Source organism: Micromonospora sp. NPDC005254 (assembly GCF_042872525.1).
Lineage (GTDB): Bacteria > Actinomycetota > Actinomycetes > Mycobacteriales > Micromonosporaceae > Micromonospora.
In genome coordinates, this window is sequence record NZ_JBIAKM010000008.1 from 135346 (window position 1) to 159941 (window position 24596).

The following is a 24596-nucleotide window of genomic DNA, read 5'->3' on the forward strand; positions in this document are numbered from 1 at the left end:
GGCCGGGTGAGCGACGCCGCGTTCTTCGTCGACTCGTGGGATCCGGCGTACGGTGCGTCGTTCGAGGCGTCCGCGTCCGGGCCGGCGACGCCGAGCAGCGCGCAGGTCGACGCCGACGTGGAGCTGCCGGCCGTCGACTGGCGGGCGATCGGGGTACGCGCGGACGTGCGGGCCCCCGACGTGGTGTTGCTTGTCGACGGGGTCCGCCGGATCGACGCGAGCATCTGGACGGCCGAGGCGGACGGCGGGTCCTTCCCGGGGCTGGCGGCGTCGTACGCGGCCGGGGTGGTCCGCTGCGACCTCGGTCGGGGCGCGGCCCAGTTGGCTGGCACGCGGGTGGGCCGGGGCCTGTTCACGGCGAGCCCGTCGGCGCAGGACGTGGTGGCGGGCGCCATCCGCTACCCGGTGCACCGGGTGGGCGGCACCGGCGAGCTGGCGAAGCTGCCGGCGGCCGTGCAGGGTCCGTTGACCGCGCTGGAGGTGGCGGTGTCCGACGCCGCCCGGGTCGACGGCGACCTGTTGGTGGTGGACGGCCCGTTGCGCAGTCGCCGCCAGTTGCCGCGCACGCTCGGCTACATCAAGACCCAGCACAGCCAGTACCTGGACGCCCGGCTGACGGCTGTGGTGACCGGTCTGGCGTCCGGTCAGCGGTCACCGGTGTTCCGGCTCGGCACGGCCTGGGGCGGGTGGTCGTGGTATCTGCGGCTGCCGGTGGCCGTGGGTGCGCCGTGGGCCGGGATCGTCCGGGTGGAGTGCTCCGCCGACCTGCCCGTCGAGGCGGCGATCGACCTGGCCGACCTGTCGCTGGTCACGCTGCCCCGGTTCGCGTCGACTCCGTACAAGGATCCGCGGGCGCCGCAGAACCTCATCCCGATCGCCGGTCTGGAGCGCCGCCTGCGGGCGTTGCTCGGCGATTCCCGTCTGCTGCACCGCGCGTTGACCACCGCGGCGCGCGTCGGCCGCTGAGCGGGAGCGGGTCGCGGTGGGACGCAAACGAGCGGATGACCGGGTGGTCGAGCAGGTGGACACCGGGCGGGCCGAACTGGTGCCGTCGCCGGACCGGGCCGGTTCGTGGACGCTGCTGTTGGACGGGGCGCCGCAGTCGCACGTCGACCTGACCGATCCCACGCATCTGGAGTTCGAGTACGTCCGGCGGCTGGCCGCCGCACTGGACCTGGTCGCGCCGCCCGGCGAGCCGCTGCGGGTGCTGCACCTCGGCGGTGGCGCGCTGACCCTGCCCCGCTACGTGTCGGCCACCCGGCCCGGGTCCACCCAGCGGGTGTCCGAGGTGGACGGCGCTCTGGTGGAGCTGGTGCGCCGCGCGTTGCCCTGGCCGGCGGACGCCCGGCTGCGGGTTCGTGTGCAGGACGCGCGGGCGGTGCTGGCCTCGACGCGGGACGCCAGTTACGACGTGGTGGTCGCCGACGTCTTCGCCGGTGCCCGCACGCCGGCGCACCTCACGTCGGTGGAGTACGCCGCCGAGGTGGCGCGGGTGCTCCGCCCGGCGGGCTGGTTGCTGGCGAACCTGGCCGACGGCCCGCCGCTACGGTACGCCCGTGGCCAGGTCGCCACGGTGCGCTCGGTGCTGCCCCAGGCGTGCCTGGTCGGTGACGCGGCGGTGCTGCGCGGTCGCCGGTACGGCAATCTGGTGCTGGTCGCCGGGCGGACGACTCCCCCGGTCCCCGCGTTGACCCGGCGGGCGGCCGGGGACTGGTTCCCCGGCCGGGTGGTGGCCGGCGACGAGTTGGACCGCTTCGTCGGTGGCGCGGCGGTGGTGCGGGACGCGGACGCCACCGGCTCGGATCCGCCGCCGCCGGGGTTGTTCTCCGTCCGCCGCTGACTGGTCGATCCGAGCCCGCCGACCTCTCCGTCGAACTTTTTTCGCGGTTTGTTGATCCGCTCGGGGCGGCGCTGCGTACCACCGGGCGGCCCGCCTTGTGGGGGCGGCGTTGGTCACGGACATCCCGGAGGTCTGCATGCATGCGGTGGCGGCCGGTTGGCATGGCGACGCGGTTCGCGCGGACTGGTTGTCCGCGCGGTCGTCGCGGCCGACCTCGTCTGCCCGGGGGGTCGACGCCCGAGCCATGTCTCGCCAAAATGGTCCGGTGACGCCCCAACCGGCGCCCGGGCGCCACCAGGCGACGACAACCGAGGCCAGCCACTCCGACCAGTTGATCCGGCTGCTCTACGCCGAGCACGCCGGCCCGTTGCTGATGTTCGTCATGCGGCTCACCGGGGGGGACCGGCAGCGCGCGGAGGACATCGTGCAGGAGACGCTGCTGCGGGCCTGGCGTAACGCGCACCGCCTCGGTGCGCAGGGGCAGGGTTCGCTGCGGCCGTGGCTGGTCACGGTGGCCCGTCGGATCGCCATCGACGAGCACCGCAGCCAGGAGGCCCGGCCGCCGGAGACGTACGACCGGGACCTGACCGCGTTCGCCGAGGCGGACAGCACCGACCGGGTGCTGCGCACGATGACGGTGGCGGACGCGCTGCGTACGCTGAGTCAGTCGCATCGGGAGATCCTGATCGCGACGTACTTCCGGGGGCGGACGGTGCCGGAGGCTGCCGAGGAGTTGGGGCTTCCGCTGGGCACCGCCAAGTCGCGGGTCTACTACGCGCTGCGCGCGCTGCGCACGGCTCTGCAGGAGCGGGGGGTGACAGAATGAGCCGGCCAGACCATATGGACGTCGCCGCGTACGCGCTCGGCGTGCTCGACGAGCAGGACACTGAGCGGTTCGAGGAGCATCTCGCCGCGTGCTGGGCGTGCGCGGCCGAGCTGGAGACGATGGTGCCGGTGGTGGGGCTGCTCTCCGGCATCGACGGCGAGACGATGATGGCACTGGAGCAGACCGCCACCGATCCGGCGCTGCTGGACCGGACGTTGGTAGCGGTCCGGGCCGACCGACGGCGTACCCGGTTTCGTCAGCTGCTCGCGACCGCCGCGGCGGTGGTGGTCTTCGGCGGGTTGACGGGTTACGGCTTCGTGAGTGTGGCCGGGGACGAGGCGCCGGGGCTTCTCGCGGAGCCGACGACGAGCGCCGCCGCCAACGACCCGCCGACGAGCGCGCCGACCGCGCCGCCGAGCGGCCCGGGCGTCGGCGGCACCGAGGAGGAGGGCGACCAGGTCGACGCCACGGACCCGACGACGGGCGTGCAGACGACGATGTTCCTGGTCGAGCGGGAGTACGGCACCCGCATCAACTTCAGCCTGCGGAAACTGCCCGGCCCACGCATCTGCCGGTTGATGGTGGTGCGCACGAACGGCACCACCGAGGTGATTTCGACGTGGTCGGTGCCCGATGGCGGTTACGGCACGAACAATCGCCCGCAGGGTCTTGAGCTGAGCGCCTCGACGTCCGCGTTGGCGAGTGACATCAAGCAGCTCCAGGTGCAGTCGGTCGACCGCAACGGGGTGGCCAGTCCGCTGGTCACGGTGCCCATGTAAGGGTCGCGTACCATCCTCGACGCCGGTCATTGTCTCAATGGCCGGCGTCGATCTGTTGTGTGACCGAAGGTGCCGTGTGGAGGGCCATACGGATGGACGCTCGATTTGGTTCAATCCATTCGCGTGAAATTGACCACTGTTACTTCTTCAACCTTGACAGCCTGCCCGCCGTACCTATGGGTGAACTGCCAAGAATGAGGAGGGCACGTGGCACAGATGAAGCGGACCGTCATCGTCGCGAGCGCGATGGTCGCACTAACGGCCTGCGCTCCCGCGGGTTACGACGGGGCGAACTCGAGCGCGGCCGAGCCGGTCGCCGTCGCCGCGGCCGAGCCCACCGCGTCGGCTGAACCCGAGGCGTCGGCATCCGCGGAGGCGCCGGTCGCCGACGCGCCGCCGCCCGCGGACGTCGACCTGACCGAGCAGTTGATCGGCAAGAAGATCGCCCGGATGGGCAACGTCGTGACCGACCAGGACGGCTGGGTCCTGTACCGGTTCGACAAGGACACCGCCGACCCGCCCGCGTCGAACTGCGTCGACAAGTGCGCGCAGGTGTGGCCGCCGGCGTTGACCGACGGCAACCCGCAGCTCACCGGCCTCTCCGACGACAAGGTCGGCAGCGTCACCCGACAGGACGGCACCCGACAGCTCACCATCGGCGGCTGGCCGGTGTACCGCTACATCGGCGACAAGAAGCCCGGCCAGTGGAAGGGCCAGGCCGTCGGCGGCACCTGGTTCGTGGTCGACCAGAACGGCAAGAAGAACCTGACCTGCCTGCCCACCTCGACGCCGAAGGCCGTCGCGCCGCCGGCGGACAGCGGGTCGAGCGACGCCGGCGGTTCGGGTTACTCGTACTGATCCCGATACGCCAGGGCACGGTGGCCGGTCGCAGCCGGGGAGGGCGCGACCGGCCACCGCCGTGCCCGCGGGCGGCTGGTCGACGACCGGCGCCGTACCGCGACCTGGCAGAGTAGCGGGGTGACCGAGACCGAGCCTGCCGCGACGAGGGTGCTGCACCCGCCCGTCGGCTACCGGCTGGCCGCGTCGGTCCGCGGCCTGACCTTCAGCCCGTACGACCCGTGCGCGCGCGTCGCCGCCGGCACGTTCTGGTGGGCTACCCGCACCCCGGACGGGCCGGCCACCCTCGCGCTGCGGCCGGCGGGCGGTGAGCTGCTCGCCGAGGGCTACGGACCGGGCGCCGAGCACGTGGTGGCCCGCGCCGACAAGATCGCCGGGCTGCACGACGACCTGACCGGCTTCGCCGAGTTGGCGGCGGCGCACCCGCTCGTCGCCCGGCTGGCCCGGGAGCACCGGGGGCTGCGGATGCCCACCACCGGGCAGGTCTTCCCCCGGCTGCTGCGCGCGGTCTTCGAGCAGAAGGTCACCGGCAAGGAGGCGTACCGGGCGTACGCGGCGACCGTGCGGCACTTCCGGGAGCCGGCACCCGGCCCGCTGCAACCGCTGCTGCTGCCGCCCGAGGCCGCCGCGGTGGCCGCCACCCCGTACTGGGTGTTCCACCCGTTCGGCGTGGAGCAGCGCCGGGCCGACACGCTGCGGCGCGCCGCCGCGCTCGCCGATCGGCTGGAGCGCTGCGTGGACGCCACCGAGGCCACCCGGCGGCTGACCGCCATCGCGGGCATCGGCCCGTGGACCGCCGCCGAGGTGGTCCGGATCGCCTACGGTGACCCGGACGCGGTCAGCGTCGGCGACTACCACATCCCGAACACGGTGGCCTGGGCGCTCGCCGGCGAACCGAGGGGTGACGACGCTCGGATGCTGGCCCTGCTGGAGCCGTTCAGGGGGCATCGGGGTCGGGTGTGTCTGCTGCTGGAGGCCGCCGGCATCCAGGCGCCGAAGTACGGCCCGCGCGCCCCGATTCGCTCGTTCGCCCGCTTTTGAGGCCGCCGGGTCAGCGGCCGGCGCAGAGCCGGCGCAGAGTGCGACCGAGCCACCAGGCGTACGCGTGCTGCACCGCCCGGACGGCCGGGCCGGCCGCGCGGGTGAACCAACGGTCCGGGAGGCTGAACGCGCGTACCTCGAACCAGACCGCGCCACTGTCGTCCTGGCCGACCACGAACGCCTCCTCGCCCCGCTCCGGGTGACCGGGGAGGGTGCCGTAGCCGAAGCCGGCGAGCGTGGGCGACTCGTCGCTCCAGACCACCCGGCAGGGCCCCCACACGCGGGCCGACCCGACCCCGAGACCGGCCGTGACCAGCACACCCTCGGTAGCTCGTGCCGCGTCGGTGCGCATCCGGACCCCGGCGGCGCGGTGCAGCCGCCAGCTCAGCACCGCCTCGGCCGCGGTCTCGAAACAGCCGGTCGACAACGGGGTCCGGTGGCGCAGGTGGTGGTATCCGCCGGGCAGCGCGCCATGCCGGGTCCGTCCCACCTCCGGGTACGTCAGCTCGGCCACTCGGCTGGGTCAGGCGGGCGGTGGCGCCGACCGCGAGGGGCCCTGGACTCACCCCGCTCGGCCCGACTCACCGAGGCCGTCCACTCTGGCCACCGCGCCACGTCGACAAGCAACGCCCAGACCCGCTCGGCGTCCGCGCCGACCTCCGTGTCCGCCTCGAACCGCATCGCGTCCCCTTCCCGGCGGCGCCGGCCGGCGCCGCCACGCCCTGCCGACGACGCTGCCCGGCGGATCGTGACGGCGGCATCCGCCGGCCGGTCCGATCGTCGATCGGGCCGTGGGTCCGCCAGCCGCGCGGGATCAGGCGGCTTCGCGCAGGTCCGCCAGGCTCAATGGGGTACGCCGACGCAGCAGCTCCTCCAGCTCCGTCACCGAGCCGACCTCGCCGAGCACGTCGCGGCCACCGCCGAACCGCTGCGGGTAACGGCGGGTCAGCCGGTAGCGGTAGCGGCCCCGGATCAGCTCCACGCTCACCCGCCACCGCCCGCAGCAGTCACAGACCCACTCGGACACTCCGCGAAACTAGCTCTGACCTGCGGTTATCTGATTCACCCAGGCAGGACGAGCGGCGCGCGGGCGGACACGCCACCGCCGCACCCATGGTGATCTGCCTCACGACTGTCGGCCCCGTCTGATTGACTGGTCGCCGTGGACCTGCCGATCAACCCGCCCGTCGAGCCGATGCTGGCCAAGAGCGTCCCGAGGCTGCCCACCACCCCCGGGGTCACCTACGAGCCCAAGTGGGACGGGTTCCGGTGCATCGTGTTCCGTGACGGCGACGAGGTTGAGCTGGCCAGCCGGGGCGGTAAGTCGATGACCCGCTACTTCCCCGAGGTGGTCGAGCAGGCCCGCCGTCAGCTGCCCGAGCGGTGCGCCGTCGACGGCGAGCTGATCGTGATCCGGCGGGACGGGCCGTCCGGCCAGCCCCGGCTGGATTTCGAGCTGCTGGCCCAGCGCATCCACCCGGCGGCGTCGCGGGTGAAGCTGCTCGCCGAGACCACTCCCGCCGACTTCGTCGCCTTCGACCTGTTGGCGATCGGTGACGAGGCGCTGCTCGACCAGCCGTACCCGCGCCGCCGGGAGCGTCTGGTCCAGGCGCTGGCCGGGGTGCGCCCGCCGGTGCACGTCACCCAGGTCACGACCGATCCGGAGACCGCACGCCGCTGGTTCGACGTCTTCGAGGGCGCCGGGCTGGACGGGCTGATCGTCAAGCCGGCCGACCTGCCGTACGAGCCGGGCAAGCGGTTGATGTTCAAGGTCAAGCACGCCCGTACGGCCGACGCGGTGGTGGCCGGCTTCCGCTGGCACAAGTCCGGCCCGGTGGTGGGTTCGCTGCTGCTCGGCCTCTACGACGACGCGGGCGTCCTGCACCACGTCGGGGTGAGCGCGTCGTTCAGCATGGCCCGCCGCGCCGAGTTGCTCGACGAGCTGGCCCCATACCGGGACACCGGCGGCGAGCACCCGTGGGTGCACGGCGATCACGAGCGTGGCCAGCGCATTCCGGGTGGGGTGAGCAGGTGGACCGGCACCAAGAACCTGGAGTGGGAGCCGCTGCGCCCGGAGCTGGTGGTCGAGGTGGGTTACGACGCGATGGAGGGCGAGAGGTTCCGGCACACCGCCCAGTTCGTCCGCTGGCGGCCGGACCGCGACCCCCGCTCCTGCCGCTACGACCAGCTCGACCGCCCGATCCGCTTCGACGTGGACCAGGTGCTGCGCGGCGATCCGGCGGTCACCCTCGATCGGGCCGCCACCGGTCCGGCGTAGCCTGGCCGTCGACCCGACCCCGGAGGATCACGTGAGCTGCACCGCCGACCAGCCTCGGATGGCGACCAGTCGCCGGGTCCGTCGCAGCCTCGTCGCCTTCGCCGTGGCGGCGCTGCTCACCGCCGGCTGCACGCTGCCGGCGTTCGCGCCGCGCACCGACGTGGAGGGTGCGGCGGCGCCGGCCGGCTCGTCGGCGACCTGGCGGGCCTGCCCGGAGGCTGCCGAAGACCTGGTCGGGCGGGGCGCTCCGGACATGCGCTACGAATGTGCCCGGATCACGGTTCCCCGGGACTGGGGCACCGGCGGCGGGGCGACCGCCGGGCCGGGCGTCGGCCAGACCTTCGAGATCGCCCTGCTGCGGGCCCGGTCCACCAAACAGCGGGACCGGATCGGCTCACTGGTGGTCAACCCCGGCGGCCCGGGCGGCTCCGGTGTGGACACCGCCGTCTACCTCTCTTTCGGCCCCCAGTTCGGTGGGCTGCCCGCCTCGGTCACCGAACGCTTCGACATCGTCGGCTTCGACCCGCGCGGTGTCTCCCGGTCGAGTCCGGTGAAGTGCATCTCCGACGCCGATCTGGACGCCAGCTTCGGCTACGACCCGGATCCGGCGAGCCAGGCGGCGTTCGACGGCTTCGCCGGGTTGAGCCAGCGCATCGGGCGCGGCTGCGGGGACCGCTACGGCGACCAGTTGCCGCTGTACGGCAGCGAGCAGGCCGCTCGGGACATGGACGCGGTCCGCGCCGCGGTCGGCGACGACAAGCTCACCTACCTGGGTTACTCCTACGGCACGCTGCTCGGCGCCATCTACGCCCAGCTCTACCCGCAGCGGGTGCGCGCGCTGGTGCTCGACGGCGCCGTCGATCCGCAGCAGCGGCTGATCGCCGGCTCGGAGAGCCAGGCCCGCGGGTTCGAACGGGCCTTCGACAACTTCACCCGCTGGTGCGCCGCCAACGCCGCGCGCTGCCCGATCGCCCCGGACGCCCGCGCCGCCGTGACCTCTGCCATCGACAAGGCCAAGGTCTCCCCGCTTCGCGGCGACGACGGGCGGGAGGCCACGGCGGGCTGGGTCTTCTACGCGGTCATCTCCTCGCTCTACACCGAGGCCGGCTGGCAGGAGTTGGCCCGGGCCATCGACCGGCTGGCCGAGGGCGACCCGAAGGACGTGTTCCGCCTCGCCGACTCGTACGCCGGCCGGGAAGGCGACGGGCACTACTCCAACCTGTTCGACGCCAACCTCGCCATCAACTGCGCCGACGAGACCGAGAAGCCGAGCCGGGAGCAGATCCGCCAGTTGCAGTCGCAGTGGCGGACGAAGTACCCGCTGTTCGGTCCGGCGCTCGCGGTCGGCATGTTGAGCTGCGTCGAGTGGCCGGGTGGTCGGGACCCGTACCCGACCGGGCGGGCCAACGGCGCACCACCGATCGTGGTGGTCGGCACGACCGGCGACCCCGCCACGCCGTACGAGCAGACCGGCCGCCTCGCCTCGATGTTGGGCGTCGGCCGGGTGCTCACCTGGGAGGGCGAGGGGCACACCGCGTACCCGCAGACCTCCTGCATCACCAGGGCCGTCGACGCGTACCTGCTCGACCTGACCGTGCCCCGGGAGGGCCTGCGCTGCCCGGCGAAGTGACGCTGTGCCAGGCTGACCGGCATGACCGACATGATCTTCCGAGAGGCGGTACGGGCCGACCTGCCCGCCGTCATCTCCCTGCTCGCCGATGACGTCCTGGGCAAGACCCGCGACTTCACCGAGGTCGATGAGGCGTACGAGCGTGCGTTCGCCGACATCAGCGCCGACCCGCGCAACCAGCTGATCGTCGCCGAGCAGGGCGGCGATCTGGTCGGCTGCCTCCAGATCACCTACATCCCGGGGCTCGGCCGGCACGGCGCCGAGCGGTCCCTGATCGAGGCGGTCCGGGTCCGCTCGGACCGGCGCGGCCAGGGACTCGGCCGGGAGTTGATGACCTGGGCCATCGACCAGGCCCGGCACCGAGGCTGCGCCCTGGTGCAGCTCACCACGGACAAGTCCCGCGCGGACGCGCACCGCTTCTACCTGGGGCTCGGCTTCGTGGCCAGCCACGAGGGCATGAAGCTCCCGCTCTGACGCCGCCAACGTCGCCAGCCCGCCAACGTCGCCAGCACCGTTGGTGGCGCCGGCGCTGTAGCGCCTCAGGGTCCCCAGGTTGCCCCTCCGGCCCTGTAGAGCTGCCCCAGATCTGGGGCAGCGAACAACGGCGGTGGCGGCGGGAAGGCCACGCCCGCACGAGTACCACCCAACACACGGCCCGCATGCCCACCCCAGCACGCCCAGCACAAGTCCCGCACACCCCCGCCCAGCATGCTCAGCACAAGTCCAGACGCCGTCGCCCTGCACGAGGCCCACACGCCCCGCCCAGCACACCCAGCACAAGGCCGCACGCCTACCGCGCGGCCCATATCTGGGGCAGCTCTACAGGATGCGAACAGACCACAGCCGGTCCCCTCTGATCGAGCCCGCGCGGCCCGCGGCACGCAGCCTGTGGTCCGCCGGCCGCCGACCGCCGACCGCGCACCACCGACCACCGATCACGGGCCACGGGCCACGGGCCACGGACCACGGCCGGGGGCAGCGGTCAGCCGTCGACCAGGCGGCCGTCGCGCAGGACGAGCACCCGGTCGGCGAGGTCGATCAGGGCCGGGTCGTGGGTGGCGACCAGGGCCGTCATGCCACGGGCGTGCACCACCGCGCGCAGCAGGTCCATGATGGAGCGGCCGGTCTCCGAGTCCAGCTGTCCGGTGGGTTCGTCGGCGATGAGCAGGTCCGGCTCGTTGGCGAGCGCGCGGGCGACCGCCACGCGCTGCTGCTGACCGCCGGACAACTCGTACGGGCGCTGCGCTGCGTGCCCGCCCAGGCCCACCAGCTCCAGCAGCACCGCCACGCGCTGCTCCCGCTCGGCGGCCGGCACCTGTGCCAGTCGCAACGGCACACCCACGTTCTCGGCGGCGGAGAGGATCGGCACCAACCCGAAGGTCTGGAAGACGAAGCCGACGGTGCCTCGGCGCAGCCGCAGCAACTCGGCCTCCCCGGCCGAGGTCACCTCGTGCCCGGCCACCACCACCTGGCCGTTGTCCGGCCGGTCCAGCCCGCCGATGATGTTCAGCAACGTGGTCTTGCCGGCGCCGGAGCGACCCCGGATGGCGACCAGCTCACCACGGTTGGCGCTGAACGAGACGTCCCGTACCGCCTGCACGGCGTGCTCACCGCGGCCGAAGGTCCGGCTCACGCCGCTGACCCGCACCACCTCGTCCGCAGGCGTTCCGGAGCCACCGCTGAACCCGGCCGCTCCGGCAACCACCATGTCCTGAGGGCTCACGCCCGTGCCTCCCGCTCGTCCGAGGCCCGGTCACCGGGCCGTACCTGCACGTGGTCGGGCTCCAGATCGAGCCGGACCCGCTCTTTCAGCGACAGCGCGTCGACGAACGCGGCCGGCAACTGCATCCGGCCGTTGCGGTCCAGCACCGCGTACTCCTCGCTGACCAGTTCGGTGTTGCCGTCCGCGCCGACGCGCGCGGTCCGGCGTACCTCGGAGGCGGTTCGGCCGTCGCGGATCGCGACGGTCCGGCGGACCTGGGTGGCCACGGCGTGGTCGTGGGTGACGACGACGATGGTCACGCCCAGTTCGGCGTTGATGGTGCGCAGCGCCGCGAAGACCTCCGCGCCGGTGGCCTCGTCCAGTTCACCGGTCGGCTCGTCGGCGAAGAGCACCTCCGGGTCGTTGGCCACCGCCACCGCCACCGCGCACCGCTGCTGCTCGCCGCCGCTGAGCTGACCCGGCCGGCGGTCCGCGCAGTAGCCCACCCCGACCATGTCGAGCAGCTCCCGGGCCCGTTCCCGGCGGGCCTTTCCGCCGCGCTTGCCCGCCAACTGCATCGGCAACTCGACATTTTCCAGCGCGGTCAGGTACGGCAGCAGGTTGCGGCCGGTCTGCTGCCAGACGAAACCGACCAGCTCCCGCCGGTAGCTCAGCCGCCGCTTGGCCGACAGCGAGAGCAGGTCGTAGTCGGCAACCCGGGCGATGCCGGCGGTCGGCGTGTCCAGACCGGAGAGGATGTTGAGCAGGGTCGACTTGCCCGAGCCGGACGCGCCGACGATCGCCACCAGCTCACCCCGGTCGATGACCAGGTCCAGACCCTGCAGGGCGACGACCTCCACCCCCTCGGTCTTGAAGATGCGCACCAGACCGTCGCAGACGATGTGTCCGCGCAGTCGGTCCTGCCCGCCGGCCCGCTCGGCAGCGCGTTGCGCGGCCCTTAGCTGCAGGGCGGCCAGGTCGGGCACCAGTGGAGTCTGTGCGGTAACGGTCATCTCAGCTCTCCTCTCCGAGCCGGAGCACCTCACCGAGGCGCAGCCGGCGGTTGTTCAGGGCCTCTACGGCGACCGCGAAGCCGAGGGCGACCGCCCCGAGTGCGAACACCGCGACGACCAGGCCGGGTTCGAACGCCACCCGAACCGGCATTCCGCCGGTGAACGCGGACAGGCCGAGCACCGGATTGAGCACCAGCGGGAGCACCGCGCCGACCAGCGCGCCGGTCAGCACCGACACCCCGACGAGCGGGGCCAGCTCGACCAGCAGCAGCCCTCGCCACTGTCGGCGGGACAGGCCGAGGGTGCGCAGCCGGGACAGCACCTGCCCCCGGGCCCGCGCGCCGGCCAGCACGGTGAACGCGATGGCCAGCAGTCCGAGCACGGTGCCGCCGGCGGCGCCGGCCACGAACCCGAAGGCCAGCACGCCGTTCGCGCCACCGTCACCGAGGTCCCGTCGTACGCCCGCCCGGGTGTCGACGGTGACCCGGAGCGGCCGTTCCCGGCCGGTCACCGCACCCTGCTGCTGGTACCGCAACTGGCCCTGGTCACCGGCCTGGCGCAGCGCCGCCACGTCGAGCCGGTCCCCGGCGACGAGCAGGCTGGTCGGCACCGGCGTGGTGTTCCGCGGCGGCAGCGCCTGCCAGGGCAGGATGACGAACCGGCTGGTGCTCGCCGCCAACACCGGGAAGCTGTCCTGCGCGCCGGCCACCCGGAACTCGTACCGCTGCCCCTGCACCGACACGAACGCCGAGCCCTGCAGGCCCGTCCGCGACAGGTCGGCGGCGACGGCCGGGGACACGATCGCGGGCAGCGGCCCCGGTTCGGCCCGGGCGGAGCGCAACGCGTCCGGCACCGTCACGTCCACCTCTGCGTCGCCGGCGACCCTGGCCAGTCCGGGGCCGTCGACCAGCAGCACCGTGGTCTGCCCGACCCGCGCGTCGGTGCCGACCTCGTCGGTCGCCAGCCGCTGGTCCGGCTCGATCAGCACCGGGGTGGCGGCCTGGACGCCGGGCAGACCGGCCAGTGCCTCGACCGTGTCCGGGGCGAAACGTTCCCCCCGGATCACCGCGTCGGCGGGAACGATCCGCTCCACGGCCCGGTCGCGGCTGGCGTCGACGCCGGCGGCGACGACCGCGCAGAACGCCGCGGTGCCGATCGCCAGCACCACGACGACCAGCGGCGCGGCGACGGCGGATCGCCCGGCCCGCGCGGTGCCGAGGAATGTCACGCTGCCGCGCGTCCGCGCGGCCAGCCGGCTGACCAACCGCAACGGCCAGGGGTACGCGCGCAGCGCGAGCACCGCCGCAGCGACCGCGAGCAGCACCGGCACGGACACCAGCAGCGGGTCCACCTCGCCGAGGGTGAGCCCGCGTCGGCGCAGCAGCACTGCGGCGAGCCCGGCCAGCAGCAGCAGGAAGACCTCGACGGTGAGCCGGCGCGCCGACGGGCGCACCCGGACCAGGTCCCGGCGAGCGACACCGCCGCCCTGCACCGCCAGCGTCGCCAGCGGCAGCGCCAGGGTGACCAGCACGGTCGCCGCCGCGGCGTACCGGACGGTCGGATCCGGAGCGCCGGGGAACAGGGTGCCGAGCAACCAGCCGACCAGGGCGGCGACCGGCACCACCAGCAGTGACTCGGCCAGACTGCGCCGGGCGCCGGCGGTGGCGGCGCCACCACGGGCACGGATCAACGCGAACTCCGAGCGGCGCCGGCGGGTGGCCAGGATGGCCGCGAGCACGATCAGCCCGGCCAGGGTGGCCAGCACGCCGGCGCCGATGACGGCGAGCAGGGTACGGGCGGCGTTCACCTGGGCGGCGAACGCCCGCAGCGGAACGTCGACGCCGATGGTCAACGTGAAGCCCGCCGGAACGTTGCGCTGCATCTCCTGCAGGCCGCCGATCATCTGGTCCAGACCGCGTGCGTCGATCCGGTCGACGCCCAGTCGGTACCGCCACTCGGACTGGATCGGCCAGCCCTCCGCGGCTCGCTTGTTCATGGCGGACTGAGCGATCACGCCCGTGATGGTGAACGGCTCTCCGTCGCCGACCGGTTCGATGACCCGCAGCAGCTGCGGCAGTCCGTCCCACATCCCGTCCGCGCGGTCGATGGGCCGGAACAACCCGGACACCACCACCGGTTTCGGGTCGACGAAGGTGCCCGCGAGGTCGACGGTGCCGATGCGCAGCCGGCTGCCGGCGCGCAGGTTGAGCTTGTGGGCCACGTCGACGTCCAGCGCCACCTCGATCGGCCGGTCCGGGACGTAGGTCTCACTCGGCCAGGCGCCCTCGACGAGGGCGCCGGCGTCCTGAACCCCGGGCATGGCCCGCAGGCCCAGGTCGACAAGCAGGTTGCGGGCCGCGAGATCCGGCCCGACCAGGCGGGTCGGGGGGAGGTCCACCCGGTGCCACCGCTCGGTGACCGCCGAGCGCACCTGCGGCGGCATCGCCGCGGCCAGGGCGTCGGATCGCTCCTGCGCTTCCGCCATTGCCGTCTTCGTCGTGGGAACGGCGGAGTTCGACGTGTACGAAAGGTCCCGGCGGGCGGCGGGCTCGCTGGCGAGCTGCGACCGCAACCCCTGTTCCGCGAGCCGGTTGACGAGTCGGGGCACTCCACTGACCAGCAGCGTGACCACCAGGGTCAGCACCGCCAGAAGCAGGAACTGCCCGCCGTACGCCCGGACCCGGCGGGCGGCCGCGCCGACGCTCATCGTTCTCCCCCGATTCGCAGCTGCACCGCCGCCACCCGCTGACGGATGCCGGCGGCGATGAACGCGCTGAAGGCGAGCGCCGCCAGCAGCAGGCCGACCGCGGTCAGGCCGATGGGCACCCAGGGCAGCGCGAAGGCCGCCGGGGGCACCGGCCGGCCGGCGGCCGGGGTGAGGATGACCAGCGGAGCCATGGTGGCCCCGACCGCGGCGCCGAGCAGCAGCCCGACCCCGACGCCGATGCCGGCCAGGAAGGTCTGCTCGGCCAGCAACGCCCGGGCCAGCAGCCGCGGTGTCGCGCCGAGGGTGTGCAGCACCGCGAACTCGCCGAGCCGGCGCCGGGCGGTGGCCCACACGTCGACCATGAGACCGACCAGGGCGAGCAGCACCGCCCCGAGCGCGGCGGCGAGCATCCCCGTCCGCGACCCGCGCCAGTACGGGTCGTCGGCGGCGGCCTCGATCACGGCACGCCGGTCGAGGACGGTGACGCCGGCCAGCTCACCGCTGGCGCGGGCCGCAGCCGCCGGGTCGTCGGCGCCGATCCACCACTCCGGCACCGGCCGGATGGTTCCGCCGGAGCGGATCAGCGCGTCGACCGCCGTGGGCAGGTCGAGCAGCACGCCCTCGCCGGTGGTGGTCGGCACGGAGTCCAGTTCGCCGAGCAGTCGGGCCGGCACGGACGCGCCGGAGAGGGTCAGGTCGAACGTGTCGCCGGTGTGCAGGCCCAACGCGTCACGTACTCCGGCGGTCATCAGCACCGGGACGGGTGCGATCTGCCCGGCGGGCACGATGGCGAACCGGGTGGGCGGTTGGTAGGCGAACTGCCCGCCGGGGATCACCTCCACCGGGAAGCTCGCGGCGACCCCCGTCGCGGTGACCTGCGCCGCAGCGGGCGCCTGGTTGTCCGCCTGGCGGCCGGTCGTCGTGCTCCAGTCCCCGGTCAGCTCGGCGGGTCGCGTGGTGCCGTCCGCCCCGACGAGCGTCAGCCCGTCCACCTGGAGCCGGTACGAGTTCCCGGCCGCCGCCCCGCCGTCGGCCTCGAAGCCGGCGAGGCGCAGCCGCGCCGGGCCCACGTCGGGCAACCGCACGGTGAACGGCGCGGCCCGTCCGTCGCTGGTGGCGCTGACCGCCGGCAGCCGGAAGGCCAGCCCGTCGGTGCTGGTGACCAGCAGCGCCACCGCGATCTGCTGTGGCCGGACGGCCTGGTCGACGGGGGTGCGAGCCGTGCCGGTGATCGCACGGGTGCCGACGGGCAGTTCGACGCCGGCGGGGGCGCCGCGCGCGGCGACCATCCGTTGGTACTGCGTCGACACCGGCTCGTCGCTGAGCCGGTCGGCGAGCCGGACGACGCCTGTCGCGCTGGCCGGGTCGAACCCGATCACGGTGACGGGCAGGTCCGCACGGCCGATGCGTACCTCGTCGCGCCACGCCGGCACCGCCCGGTGCACGCCCGGCAGCGCGGCGAGCTGACCGGCCCGAGCCGGCGGGGCGGAGCCGGCCCGCTCGGTCACCCGCAGGTCGGCGCCGACCGTGTGGCCGGCCTGCTCGACCTGGGACCGCTCCCCCGTGCTGATCAGTGACCAGGCCAGGGTGCTCCCGCCGACGGCGAGGGCGAGCAGCAGCACGGGCCCGGCGTGCGGACGCCGGCCGGCCTGCCACATGCCGAACATGGTGGCCGTCCACGGCCGCCGGTCGACGAACCGCTCGGCGAACCGGGTCAGCGGCGGGAGCACCCGCAGCGCCAGCACGGCCCCGGCCAGCACACCGAGGGTCGGGGCGGCCACCAGCAGCGGGTCGAGCCCGAGACGGCCGTTCGAGCCGGCCAGCGGTGAGGCGTACCGGCGCAGTTGCACCCAGGCGAGCACGGCGAGTGCGACCAGCACCAGGTCGACGCTGGCCCGCTGGATGCTCGCCGACCGGTTTGGTCGGGACCGGGCGGCCATGTCGGCCACGTACGTGCCGGCCCCCCGCAGCGTCGGCGCGACCATGGCCACCAGGCATCCGGCGGCGGTCGCCGCGGCAGCCGCCCAGACCAGGGTGGTGTTGCCGCCGGCGGCGGACAGTTCCGCCGCCCCGCCGGGCCGGACGAACCGCAGCGCCTCCCCGGCGATCACCGGCCCGAGCAGGGCGGCCGGCGCCACCACGAGGGTCGCCTCCCGGGCGGCCAGGCCCGCCAGTTGCCTCCGGGCGGCGCCCCGGGCGCGCAGCAGCGCGGTCTGTGGACGGCGGTCCTCGTGCAGCAGGGCGGCGACCAGCACCAGCGCGTACCCGCCGAGCACCAGGATGAGCAGCAGCGGGGTGGCCAGTGCGGAGCGTCCCACCAGGTCGGCGCGGCCGATCCGGTCGAGCAGTTGGTCCATCTTCGTCAGGGACTGCGCCGAGCTGCCGAGTTGGGCGGCCTCCGGCACCGCCGTCGAGGCCGCGTTCACGGCAGCCCGCACCGCGGGCAGGTCACCGGCGTCGACGCCGCCGAGGTCCGGTTCGGCCAGCCAGGACGCCGTCACCGAGCCCGGGAAGGCGGTCGCGAAGTCGGCCGGGTCCAGCGCGAACGGCCCGTACGAGGTGGCCGACCCGGCGCTGCCCGCACCCACACCGGGGGCCAGCAGCCAGTACACCTCGGTCGGGTCGCGGGGCCGCCAGGTGCCGGCGAGCACCACCTCGCTGGCCTTCTCGGTGGAGCGGTCCCGCAGCGGGATCCGCTCGCCGGTGGTCAAGCCGAGTGTCGTGGCGACCCGTTCCGGCAGGCTCACCTGGAGGGGTTTCGCTCCGGGACGCGGCCACGCTCCGCTGGTCAGCTCGGCGTGCGCGGCCAGGTCGTCGAGGGTGGCCAGGTTCGCGAAGATCGGCTCGTCGCCCGTACGCGGCACCGAGCCGAGGTCGCCGGTCAACTCCCGGCCGGTGCCGTACCGGGCCCCGGCGACGGTGACCGGGACCCCGGCGAGCCCGTCGGCGAACTCGGCCCGTGCCGCCTGGTCGCGGGTGGCTAACTCGGCGGCGTCACGCCCGCCGGCGCCGCTGATCAACAGGCCGCGCTCCTCGGCCGGCGACGCGGCGACCAGCGCCCGCTGCCCGGCGTCCACCGCCCGGCGGTTGTAGTCGGACAGGCCGGTGACCAACGCTACGGCCACCAGGGCGGCGATCACCGCGGCAACCAGCAGACCCCGCGCCTCGCGGGCCCGCCTCCACACCAGCTTCATCCGACGCCTCCCCTGGCCCTGGTGGGCCGACGACCTTCAAAACAGGTCACCCACGGGGAAAGGTTCGCGCCCGTTACATGATCGTTATTACGAGCACGGCCGGTGCGGTCACGTTCCGCACAAGACAGCGGCGATGACGTACCTCATGGGGTTTCCTCCTCCTCGACCCACTCGAGCAGATCTCCGGGCTGGCAGTCGAGCACTCGGCACATCGCTTCCAGGGTGCTGAAGCGGACGGCCTTGGCGCGGCCGTTCTTCAGCACCGCCACGTTCGCCGGGGTGAGCCCGACGCGCTCGGCGAACTCGCCGACGCTCATCTTGCGCTTGGCCAACTCGACGTCGATGCGGACGATGATGGGCATCAGATCACCGCTTCCATGTCGATCCGCAGCGTGGTGGCCTGCCGCAGCAGCGCACGCATCACGACCATGAGGAGCCCGAGCACCGTCACGCCCATCGTCAACAGGAACAGCAGGATCGGGCCGCCCGGGTCGTCCGCGGTGAATCCGACGTAGAGGAAGACGCCCACCAGCACCAACCAGCCCGCACCGATGGCCCACACGATCAGGTCGACCCACCTCAGGGACGCCTCGGTGAAGATCCGGTCGTTCTTGACCAGGCTGAGCAACTGCCAGGTGCACACGATCACCACCTGGACGCACAGCACCCAGAACACCGTCACGGCGGTCAGCGGCCACCGCAGGTAGGCGTGCTCCGGCGACTCCTGGGCCATGTGCGCGAACTGCCCGGGCAGCGAGAAGGTCTGAAATCCGATCAGGACCACGAACAGCACCACAAGGACGACCCTGAGAGCGGCTACCGCTCGACGTTCAACAGCCATGCATCGAGTTTCGCTCGTTACCTATCGAAAGTCAATCGGTACGGGATCCGCGCCATCCGGGTGGACCCGCATACTTGGACCGTGACCAACCAGAGCGACGCCCTCCCTGTGCTGACGATCGACGGCGCCTCGTTCGTCGACTTCGCCGGCTTCGTACGCGAGTTCTCGCGGCTGCTGCCGCACGCCACGTGGAACGGAAACCTCGACGCCTTCAACGACATCCTGCACGGCGGCTTCGGCACCCCCGAGACGCCGTGGGTGCTCAGGTGGCTCAGCTCCGACGCGTCGCGGGAGGCGCTCGGTCATGACGCGACGGCCCGATGGCTGGAGCAGATCCTGCGTACCTGCCACCCGTCGAACCGCGCCGGCATCGAGGCCAGGCTGCGCAACGCGCGACGCGGCCACGGGCAGACGCTGTTCGACATGATCGTCGAGATCATCCGCGACCACGGCCCACGCGGCGAGGAATCCGAGAACGGCATCATCCTCGAACTGCTCTGAACCGCGGCGGACGAACCAACCGCACCGTAACGATCTGGTCGGGATCATGTCCGCGGTTGGCTGGCGAGAAGGGAACCCGGGTGCCGATCGCCTACGTTCGCCGGTGGTAGTGGTTGCGGCGCGGCAGTTGCTCCGGGTCGAGCCAGGCCGGCGGCACGAACTCCGGGTGCCCGTCGCCGCCGAGGCGGACAGCCCAGTCGCTCTGATGGACGTGGCGGTGGTGGTGGCCGCAGAGCAGGACGGCGTTGTCGAGGCTGGTCGGGCCACCGTCAGCCCAGTGGCGGATGTGGTGGGCGGCGCACCAGCGCGGTGGTCGGTCGCAGCCCGGGAACGCGCAGCCGCCGTCCCGGAGGACCAGGGCTCGACGCAGCGGACCAGAGATGAGACGGCGCTGTCGACCCACATCGAGAACCTGGCCGGCACCGCCCAGCACGGCAGGCAGGATGGCGGCATCGCAGGCGAGCCGACGCACCGTGTCGGGGGTGAGCCGCAAGCCGACATCGAGCGCGCCGGCGCCCAATTGCCGGGTCAGCCCGTCGAAGCTGGTGGTGACGACGAGCTGCGCCGGGTCGCCGCCGGTCTCGGGCAGCTCGTCGGTGCGCAGCGCCAGCCGGCACACGTCGGCGAGGGCGTCGTGGCGGCGCTGACCGGCACAGCGGGTGTCGTCGGGGCCGGAGGGCGCGCTCAGCGGATCGATGGCGGCGCGCAGCAGCGCGGCGGCCTCCGGGTCGAGGGTGCCGCTGAGCCGGAGCCGCCCGCCGGCCTGCTCGGAGATGGTGACGTGCCGGTCGCGGGCCACCCGGGCGGCCTCGGCGGCCAGGGCCGCCGCAGCGGCGGCATCGGCGAGGTCCGGAGCGACGTGGTCGAGGATCCGAGTGCCCATCTTGCGCAGCAGGATGGGATCGAACTGCTCGGCCCACTCCACCAGCACGCCGACGGCCTTGTCCGCGACCTCGACGCCCGCCGAGGCCGACACGGTGGCGGCCGTCTCGGCGATGACCCGGGCCTGCTCGACGCTGACCGCCCCATCCGCCAGGGCGGCCCGCACGCCGGGCGGTGCCACGTCGAGCGACGCAGCGAGGCCGACCAGCCGACGGGCGGCGGCGACGTCGAGGCGCAAACGGTGGCGCAGCCACACCGCCGTCGAGGACGCGCCCTGCGCGACCGCGGTGCCCCGACCGTCCAACTCCCGCACGACCGCCAACTGCACTGACGCCAGCCGCTGCTGGAGCCGGTGCGCGGCATCGAGCGCCACAATCAGATCGTGCTCGGAGAGCGCCCACGTGGCGGCGTCGGTGCAGGTCGCCACCGCACTCTCCGCCCGCGCCAACTCATCGATCACAGGCAAATTTTAGAACGGGTGTACGACAACTTCAGGCCCCTCGCAGGACCACATGCCACCCGAGCCGAGCGACGTACTCAGCCGTCGGCCAACTCTTCGATGCCACCGCTGAACTGATCAAGCTCCACTCCAACCCGGCACCCGATCCGACGGAGCTGTTCACCCGGGTTCTGGCGTGGACCGCCCAGCCATCCCCGTGAGGCAGGGCCGGTCAGGCGCTCTCGCGCTTGGCGCGGCTGGGCTGCACGCGCTTGGGTTCGCCGGGCATCTTGGGGTGGTCCGGCGGGTACGGCAGGTCGCCCTGGCCGGCCGCGGCGTCGCGCTCGGCCCACTCCAGCAGGGGCGTGATGTCCCACGGGGAGTCGTCGATGCCGGCGTGCGGGTCGCCCTGCTCGGCGAGGCGGGTCGGGACGCTGCGCAGGTCGAAGTCGTCCGGGTCGACGTCGGGCAGCTCGTCCCAGGTGACCGGGGTGGAGACGGTGGCCCGCGGGTTGGCCCGCAACGAGTACGCGCAGGCGATCGTCCGGTCCCGGGCCATCTGGTTGTAGTCGACGAAGACCCGGGTGCCGCGCTCCTCCTTCCACCAGGCGGTGGTCACCAGGTCGGGGTTGCGGCGCTCCACCTCCCGGGCCAGCGCGATGGTGGCGCGACGCACCTCGGTGAACGTCCAGCGGGGCTGGATGCGCAGGTAGACGTGCACGCCGCGCCCCCCGGAGGTCTTCGGCCAGCCGGTCGCGCCGAGCTCGTCGAGGAGCGCGCGGACCTCCCCGGCGGCGCGCGCCGCGTCGGCGAAGTCGGTGCCGGGCTGCGGGTCGAGGTCGATGCGCAGCTCGTCGGGGCGATCCACGTCGGCGGCGCGCACCGGCCACGGGTGGAAGACGATCGTGCCCATCTGTGCCGCCCAGGCCACGTGCGCCAGGTCGGCCGGGCAGAGTTCGGCCGCGCTGCGACCGCTCGGGAAGGTGATCTGGGCGGTGGTCACCCAGGGCGGCACGCCTCGCGTGGGCACCCGCTTCTGAAAGAACGCCTCACCCTCGATGCCCTCGGGGAAGCGTTGCAGCGTGGTGGGCCGGTCCCGCAGGGCGCGCATGATCCCGTCGCCGACCGCCAGGTAGTAGTGGAAGACGTCCGCCTTGGTGAACCCCCGCTGCGGAAAGATCACCCGGTCCGGACTGCTCAGCCGTACGCTGCGCCCGGCCACCTCGACCTCGGCGACCGCTGCCTTGGTGCCACCCATCCCGCGACCATATGCCACGCCCCCGACGTTCGACGTACCGTTGACGGGTGAGTCTTGACGACAACAACCTGCCCAAGACCGAGGACGAGTGGCGTGTCCGCCTGAGCCCCGAGGAGTTCCACGTCCTGCGGGAGGCCGGCACCGAACGCCCGTGGACCGGCGAGTACGTGGACACCAAGACCCAGGGCGCCTACCACTGTCGGGCCTGCGGTCTGGAACTCTTCTCCAGCGACACGAAGTTCGACTCGCACTGCGGGTGGCCGAGCTTCGACGACGCCATCCCGGGTCGGGTCAAGGAGATCGAGGACCGCAGCCTCGGCATGGCTCGTACGGAGATCCGCTGCGCCCGCTGCGACAGCCACCTCGGGCACGTGTTCCACGGCGAGGGCTTCACCCCCAAGGACACCCGGCACTGCGTCAACTCGATCTCGGTCCGGCTGGAACCGCGCTGACGGGCACGCTCAGGGCGTACCCCTGAGCAGCTCGACCTCGGCGCTGCGGGACTGGTCGATCCGCCGGGCCAGGTCGCGGACCCGCTCGTTGCGGCCGACGCCGACCTGGGCCCGGGCCAGGTCGGCGGCGGCCCGCTGGTGGTCGGCGAGGACCTCGCGCAGCACCCGGTCGACGTCGGCGTCCGACGCGGCCCGCAGCCGGTCGAGCGCGGTGTCGTCGCCGTGCCCGGCGTGGTCGTGCCCGGCCGCGCTGACGCCCGGCCCGGTCGTGGGCAGCCAACCGCGCATGGCCGACAGCTCGTCGGCCTCGGTCGCCTCGATGGCGGCGGCCAGAGTGCGCAGCGCGTCGTCGCGCAGCCGGTCCCGGGCGAGCCGGACGATCTGCACCGTGCGTTCGCTGTGCCCGATCATCGTGTTCAGGAACACCACGTCGATGCCGCTCATCTCGGCTCCGGCCGGCGGCGCTCCGGCCGGCGGTGCTCCGGCCGCCGCGGGCCCGGCCGCCGCCGACGCGGCCGGGGACGCGGGAGCCGGCGGGCCCTCCGACGGCCCGGCGCAGGCGGTGAGCAGCGACGCGGCGACCAGGCACGTCAGCAGGGTTGCGCGGGGCATGCCGGGGGCTCCGATCATCCGGGGACGGCGACACGGGTGCGGCCGGGGCCGCACCCGTGCGGGTCAGACCTGTTGCCAGAGCGCCGGCACGTTCGGCGGCTCCCAGCCGGGGATCGCCGTGTGGGCCTGCCGGCAGCGGTACGTCAGTCCGCCGTAGGTGACCTGGTCGCCGACCTGGTACGCCCGGCCGGCGGTCCAGGTGCCACCCGTCGGGGGCGGGGTCGTCGGCGCCGTGGTCGGGCTGGTGGTCGGCCGCGGCGTGGGTGAGGTGGTCGGGGTGGGGGTGGGCGTCGACCCGCCGCCGCCGATCTGCACGTCGATGCAGGAGTAGAACGCGTTCGCGGTGTCGGCGATGTTCCACACGGCGAGGATCTTCTGGCGGCCGGAGAAGCCACCCAGGTTGACGGTGTGCGAGACCGTCACGCCCGGCTGCTGCCCGTTGCCGTTGACCACGCCGACGCGGGTGTTGCCGATCCAGTACTCCCAGTTGCTGGTGGCGTGCCGGGCGGTGTTGACCCAGGTGAAGGTCAGCGAGCTGCCGACCGACGTGGCCGGCCAGCCCCGACTGTCGTCGTTGAGGACGGCGAACTGGGCGATGCCGGCGTTGCAGCTCTTCAGACCCTTGGGCCCTTCGACGCTTTGCGGCTCGTACTTGATCTGCCCGCAGTCGGGCACCCGGCCCTGCGCGCAGAGCGCCTGCCGGCTCGGTGGGGCGGAGACGTAGCCGTGCGCCTGGGCGGGCCCAGCGACGGTGAGGGTGGCGGCGACAGCGCCCGCCGCCACCAGCGGGACGGTGATTCTTCGACGCATGGGGGCAGCTCCTTCTCCAGGTGCGGTGAGGTGCCCCCAAGGTAATTTAAACTTTATTAACAGTAAAGGGTGTGGTCGATAAATACATCGATGGTGACGACTTCGCTCCTCAGAGTCGCAGCAGGCTGCCGCGGTCGTCGACCACGTCGGCCGTCTCGTCGTCGAGCCAGACCCCGCCGCTGGCGAGATAGCGGAACCGGTACTCCCCCGGGCTGAGCTTCACGGTCACCGTCCGGGTGCCGTCGCGGCGGGCCACCAACTCGTGCCGGCCGGGCTCCCAGTCGTTGAAGGAGCCCACGACGCTCACCGGGCCGGGCGGGGCGTCCCGTGGGAGGCAGAACGTCACCCGGGTCTGGCTGCCGAAGAGCTTGTTGCGTTTGATCATGGCGATCCTCCGGGGGTCACGGCGGTTCATCGGGCCTAACGGACGACACGCCGGAGCCGACACGCCGCCCGGCCCGACCAGCTGGCGGTAATTCGCCCGCCGCCACCCTGCCCTGAGGCACTCTGGTGGCACATGTCCTGATACGGGGGGTTTTTCGGTGGCAACCTGCGAGGTCTGCGGCAACGACTACTGGATGGCGTTCGAGGTGCACACCGTCAGCGGTGACGTGCACACCTTCGACTCGTTCGAGTGCGCGATCCACCGCATGGCACCCATCTGCGAACACTGCCAGATCAAGATCGTCGGGCACGGCGTGGAGGTCAACGGCCGGTTCTTCTGCTGCGGGCACTGCGCCCGCGCGGTCGAGGGCACCGAGGGCGCCGAGATCCGCGACGCCGTCGGCGCCCGCCCCGCCTGACCGCGCGCCCTGCGGTACGGTCGCCCGATGCGGCCACTGCTGGGCGTCCTGCCCCCGCCGCGCTCCTGAGCGGAGCGCCGCGCGCCACACCGACCGGGTGACCGACCCGGGCCGGCCAGTTCGCCGTACG

At 73.2% G+C, this 24596-nt stretch carries 26 protein-coding genes and 1 tRNA gene; 13 read left to right on the plus strand and 14 right to left on the minus strand.

What is annotated here, in order from left to right; genetic code table 11:
* The first annotated feature begins 6 nt into the window (after positions 1-6).
* The 6 genes from ACFYPR_RS23915 (at position 7) to ACFYPR_RS23940 (ending at position 5344) form a co-directional block, all read left to right on the plus strand.
* Positions 7-966 carry a hypothetical protein gene (locus tag ACFYPR_RS23915; RefSeq protein WP_354863141.1) on the plus strand — a complete coding sequence of 320 codons (960 nt, stop codon included), beginning with the start codon at positions 7-9 and terminating at the stop codon, positions 964-966.
* Between the two features lie 16 nt (positions 967-982).
* A complete protein-coding gene (locus ACFYPR_RS23920) occupies positions 983-1840 on the plus strand; it encodes a fused MFS/spermidine synthase (RefSeq protein WP_354863142.1) in 858 nt (285 codons plus the stop codon).
* A gap of 136 nt (positions 1841-1976) precedes the next feature.
* Positions 1977-2666: a sigma-70 family RNA polymerase sigma factor gene (locus tag ACFYPR_RS23925; protein ID WP_355063923.1), complete on the plus strand. Its 690-nt coding sequence runs from the start codon at positions 1977-1979 to the stop codon at positions 2664-2666.
* Positions 2663-3445: a zf-HC2 domain-containing protein gene (locus ACFYPR_RS23930; protein ID WP_355063925.1), complete on the plus strand. Its 783-nt coding sequence runs from the start codon at positions 2663-2665 to the stop codon at positions 3443-3445. Before ACFYPR_RS23925 ends, ACFYPR_RS23930 begins: the two co-directional genes overlap by 4 nt.
* 207 nt (positions 3446-3652) lie before the next feature.
* Positions 3653-4303 (plus strand): hypothetical protein, encoded by a 651-nt coding sequence (locus ACFYPR_RS23935; RefSeq protein WP_354863145.1) that lies wholly within the window; start codon positions 3653-3655, stop codon positions 4301-4303.
* Positions 4304-4423: 120 nt separating this feature from the next.
* Positions 4424-5344: a DNA-3-methyladenine glycosylase 2 family protein gene (locus tag ACFYPR_RS23940; RefSeq protein WP_355139207.1), complete on the plus strand. Its 921-nt coding sequence runs from the start codon at positions 4424-4426 to the stop codon at positions 5342-5344.
* A gap of 10 nt (positions 5345-5354) precedes the next feature.
* Here the strand turns inward: ACFYPR_RS23940 and ACFYPR_RS23945 are convergent, their stop codons facing one another.
* Entirely contained in the window at positions 5355-5858 is a 504-nt protein-coding gene (locus ACFYPR_RS23945) for a DUF1990 family protein (protein ID WP_387184063.1), read from the minus strand.
* A 300-nt stretch (positions 5859-6158) separates the two neighbouring features.
* Positions 6159-6371, minus strand: coding sequence for a hypothetical protein (locus ACFYPR_RS23950; protein WP_387184060.1), 213 nt, complete (start codon positions 6369-6371; stop codon positions 6159-6161).
* Positions 6372-6506: 135 nt separating this feature from the next.
* Between ACFYPR_RS23950 and ACFYPR_RS23955 the strand changes: the two genes are divergently transcribed.
* Positions 6507-7622 carry an ATP-dependent DNA ligase gene (locus ACFYPR_RS23955; protein WP_355063931.1) on the plus strand — a complete coding sequence of 372 codons (1116 nt, stop codon included), beginning with the start codon at positions 6507-6509 and terminating at the stop codon, positions 7620-7622.
* Between the two features lie 27 nt (positions 7623-7649).
* Here the strand turns inward: ACFYPR_RS23955 and ACFYPR_RS23960 are convergent, their stop codons facing one another.
* Complete coding sequence (locus ACFYPR_RS23960) at positions 7650-7877, minus strand: hypothetical protein (protein ID WP_387184057.1); 228 nt, start codon at positions 7875-7877, stop codon at positions 7650-7652.
* 595 nt (positions 7878-8472) lie between these two features.
* Between ACFYPR_RS23960 and ACFYPR_RS23965 the strand changes: the two genes are divergently transcribed.
* The 3 genes from ACFYPR_RS23965 to ACFYPR_RS23975 all read left to right on the plus strand — a co-directional run bounded on the left by ACFYPR_RS23965 (position 8473) and on the right by ACFYPR_RS23975 (position 9726).
* Positions 8473-8572 (plus strand) — tRNA-Ser (locus ACFYPR_RS23965).
* Positions 8573-8613: 41 nt separating this feature from the next.
* A complete protein-coding gene (locus ACFYPR_RS23970; protein ID WP_387184054.1) occupies positions 8614-9252 on the plus strand; it encodes an alpha/beta hydrolase in 639 nt (212 codons plus the stop codon).
* A 21-nt stretch (positions 9253-9273) separates the two neighbouring features.
* Positions 9274-9726 (plus strand): GNAT family N-acetyltransferase, encoded by a 453-nt coding sequence (locus tag ACFYPR_RS23975; protein WP_387262581.1) that lies wholly within the window; start codon positions 9274-9276, stop codon positions 9724-9726.
* A 508-nt stretch (positions 9727-10234) separates the two neighbouring features.
* On the opposite strand, the gene ACFYPR_RS23980 is transcribed toward ACFYPR_RS23975, so the two are convergent.
* From ACFYPR_RS23980 to ACFYPR_RS24005, 6 genes are all read right to left on the minus strand, one after another.
* Positions 10235-10960, minus strand: a complete 726-nt coding sequence (locus ACFYPR_RS23980; RefSeq protein ID WP_354858170.1) for an ABC transporter ATP-binding protein — start codon at positions 10958-10960, stop codon at positions 10235-10237.
* An 11-nt stretch (positions 10961-10971) separates the two neighbouring features.
* Positions 10972-11967, minus strand: coding sequence for an ABC transporter ATP-binding protein (locus ACFYPR_RS23985; RefSeq protein WP_363937802.1), 996 nt, complete (start codon positions 11965-11967; stop codon positions 10972-10974).
* A 1-nt stretch (position 11968) separates the two neighbouring features.
* Positions 11969-14674: an FtsX-like permease family protein gene (locus ACFYPR_RS23990; protein WP_387262584.1), complete on the minus strand. Its 2706-nt coding sequence runs from the start codon at positions 14672-14674 to the stop codon at positions 11969-11971.
* On the minus strand, positions 14671-17868 hold the full coding sequence (locus ACFYPR_RS23995; protein WP_387262586.1) for an FtsX-like permease family protein: 3198 nt from the start codon (positions 17866-17868) through the stop codon (positions 14671-14673). Before ACFYPR_RS23995 ends, ACFYPR_RS23990 begins: the two co-directional genes overlap by 4 nt.
* A 143-nt stretch (positions 17869-18011) precedes the next feature.
* Positions 18012-18230 (minus strand): helix-turn-helix transcriptional regulator, encoded by a 219-nt coding sequence (locus tag ACFYPR_RS24000; protein WP_354858114.1) that lies wholly within the window; start codon positions 18228-18230, stop codon positions 18012-18014.
* Complete coding sequence (locus ACFYPR_RS24005) at positions 18230-18709, minus strand: DUF2975 domain-containing protein (RefSeq protein WP_363937797.1); 480 nt, start codon at positions 18707-18709, stop codon at positions 18230-18232. Before ACFYPR_RS24005 ends, ACFYPR_RS24000 begins: the two co-directional genes overlap by 1 nt.
* An 81-nt stretch (positions 18710-18790) precedes the next feature.
* On the opposite strand from ACFYPR_RS24005, the gene ACFYPR_RS24010 reads away from it, so the two are divergent.
* Positions 18791-19210, plus strand: a complete 420-nt coding sequence (locus tag ACFYPR_RS24010) for a barstar family protein (RefSeq protein ID WP_354858119.1) — start codon at positions 18791-18793, stop codon at positions 19208-19210.
* Between the two features lie 91 nt (positions 19211-19301).
* Here ACFYPR_RS24010 and ACFYPR_RS24015 read toward each other — a convergent pair whose 3' ends face one another.
* A complete protein-coding gene (locus ACFYPR_RS24015; RefSeq protein ID WP_387262589.1) occupies positions 19302-20552 on the minus strand; it encodes a DUF222 domain-containing protein in 1251 nt (416 codons plus the stop codon).
* A 211-nt stretch (positions 20553-20763) separates the two neighbouring features.
* Positions 20764-21789, minus strand: a complete 1026-nt coding sequence (ligD, locus tag ACFYPR_RS24020) for a non-homologous end-joining DNA ligase (protein WP_355063950.1) — start codon at positions 21787-21789, stop codon at positions 20764-20766.
* Positions 21790-21836: 47 nt separating this feature from the next.
* On the opposite strand from ligD, the gene msrB reads away from it, so the two are divergent.
* Positions 21837-22241: a peptide-methionine (R)-S-oxide reductase MsrB gene (msrB, locus tag ACFYPR_RS24025; RefSeq protein WP_387262590.1), complete on the plus strand. Its 405-nt coding sequence runs from the start codon at positions 21837-21839 to the stop codon at positions 22239-22241.
* Between the two features lie 9 nt (positions 22242-22250).
* On the opposite strand, the gene ACFYPR_RS24030 is transcribed toward msrB, so the two are convergent.
* The 3 genes from ACFYPR_RS24030 to ACFYPR_RS24040 all read right to left on the minus strand — a co-directional run bounded on the left by ACFYPR_RS24030 (position 22251) and on the right by ACFYPR_RS24040 (position 24048).
* The gene (locus tag ACFYPR_RS24030; RefSeq protein ID WP_387262593.1) at positions 22251-22853 is read right to left on the minus strand and encodes a DUF305 domain-containing protein; all 603 of its coding nucleotides are present in this window, start codon (positions 22851-22853) and stop codon (positions 22251-22253) included.
* A gap of 63 nt (positions 22854-22916) precedes the next feature.
* Positions 22917-23663 (minus strand): lytic polysaccharide monooxygenase, encoded by a 747-nt coding sequence (locus ACFYPR_RS24035; RefSeq protein WP_387262595.1) that lies wholly within the window; start codon positions 23661-23663, stop codon positions 22917-22919.
* Between the two features lie 109 nt (positions 23664-23772).
* Positions 23773-24048, minus strand: coding sequence for an isoamylase early set domain-containing protein (locus tag ACFYPR_RS24040; RefSeq protein WP_354858128.1), 276 nt, complete (start codon positions 24046-24048; stop codon positions 23773-23775).
* A 157-nt stretch (positions 24049-24205) separates the two neighbouring features.
* Here ACFYPR_RS24040 and ACFYPR_RS24045 point away from each other — a divergent pair, with 157 nt between their 5' ends.
* Positions 24206-24466 carry a Prokaryotic metallothionein gene (locus tag ACFYPR_RS24045; protein ID WP_354858130.1) on the plus strand — a complete coding sequence of 87 codons (261 nt, stop codon included), beginning with the start codon at positions 24206-24208 and terminating at the stop codon, positions 24464-24466.
* Positions 24467-24596: the final 130 nt, after the last annotated feature.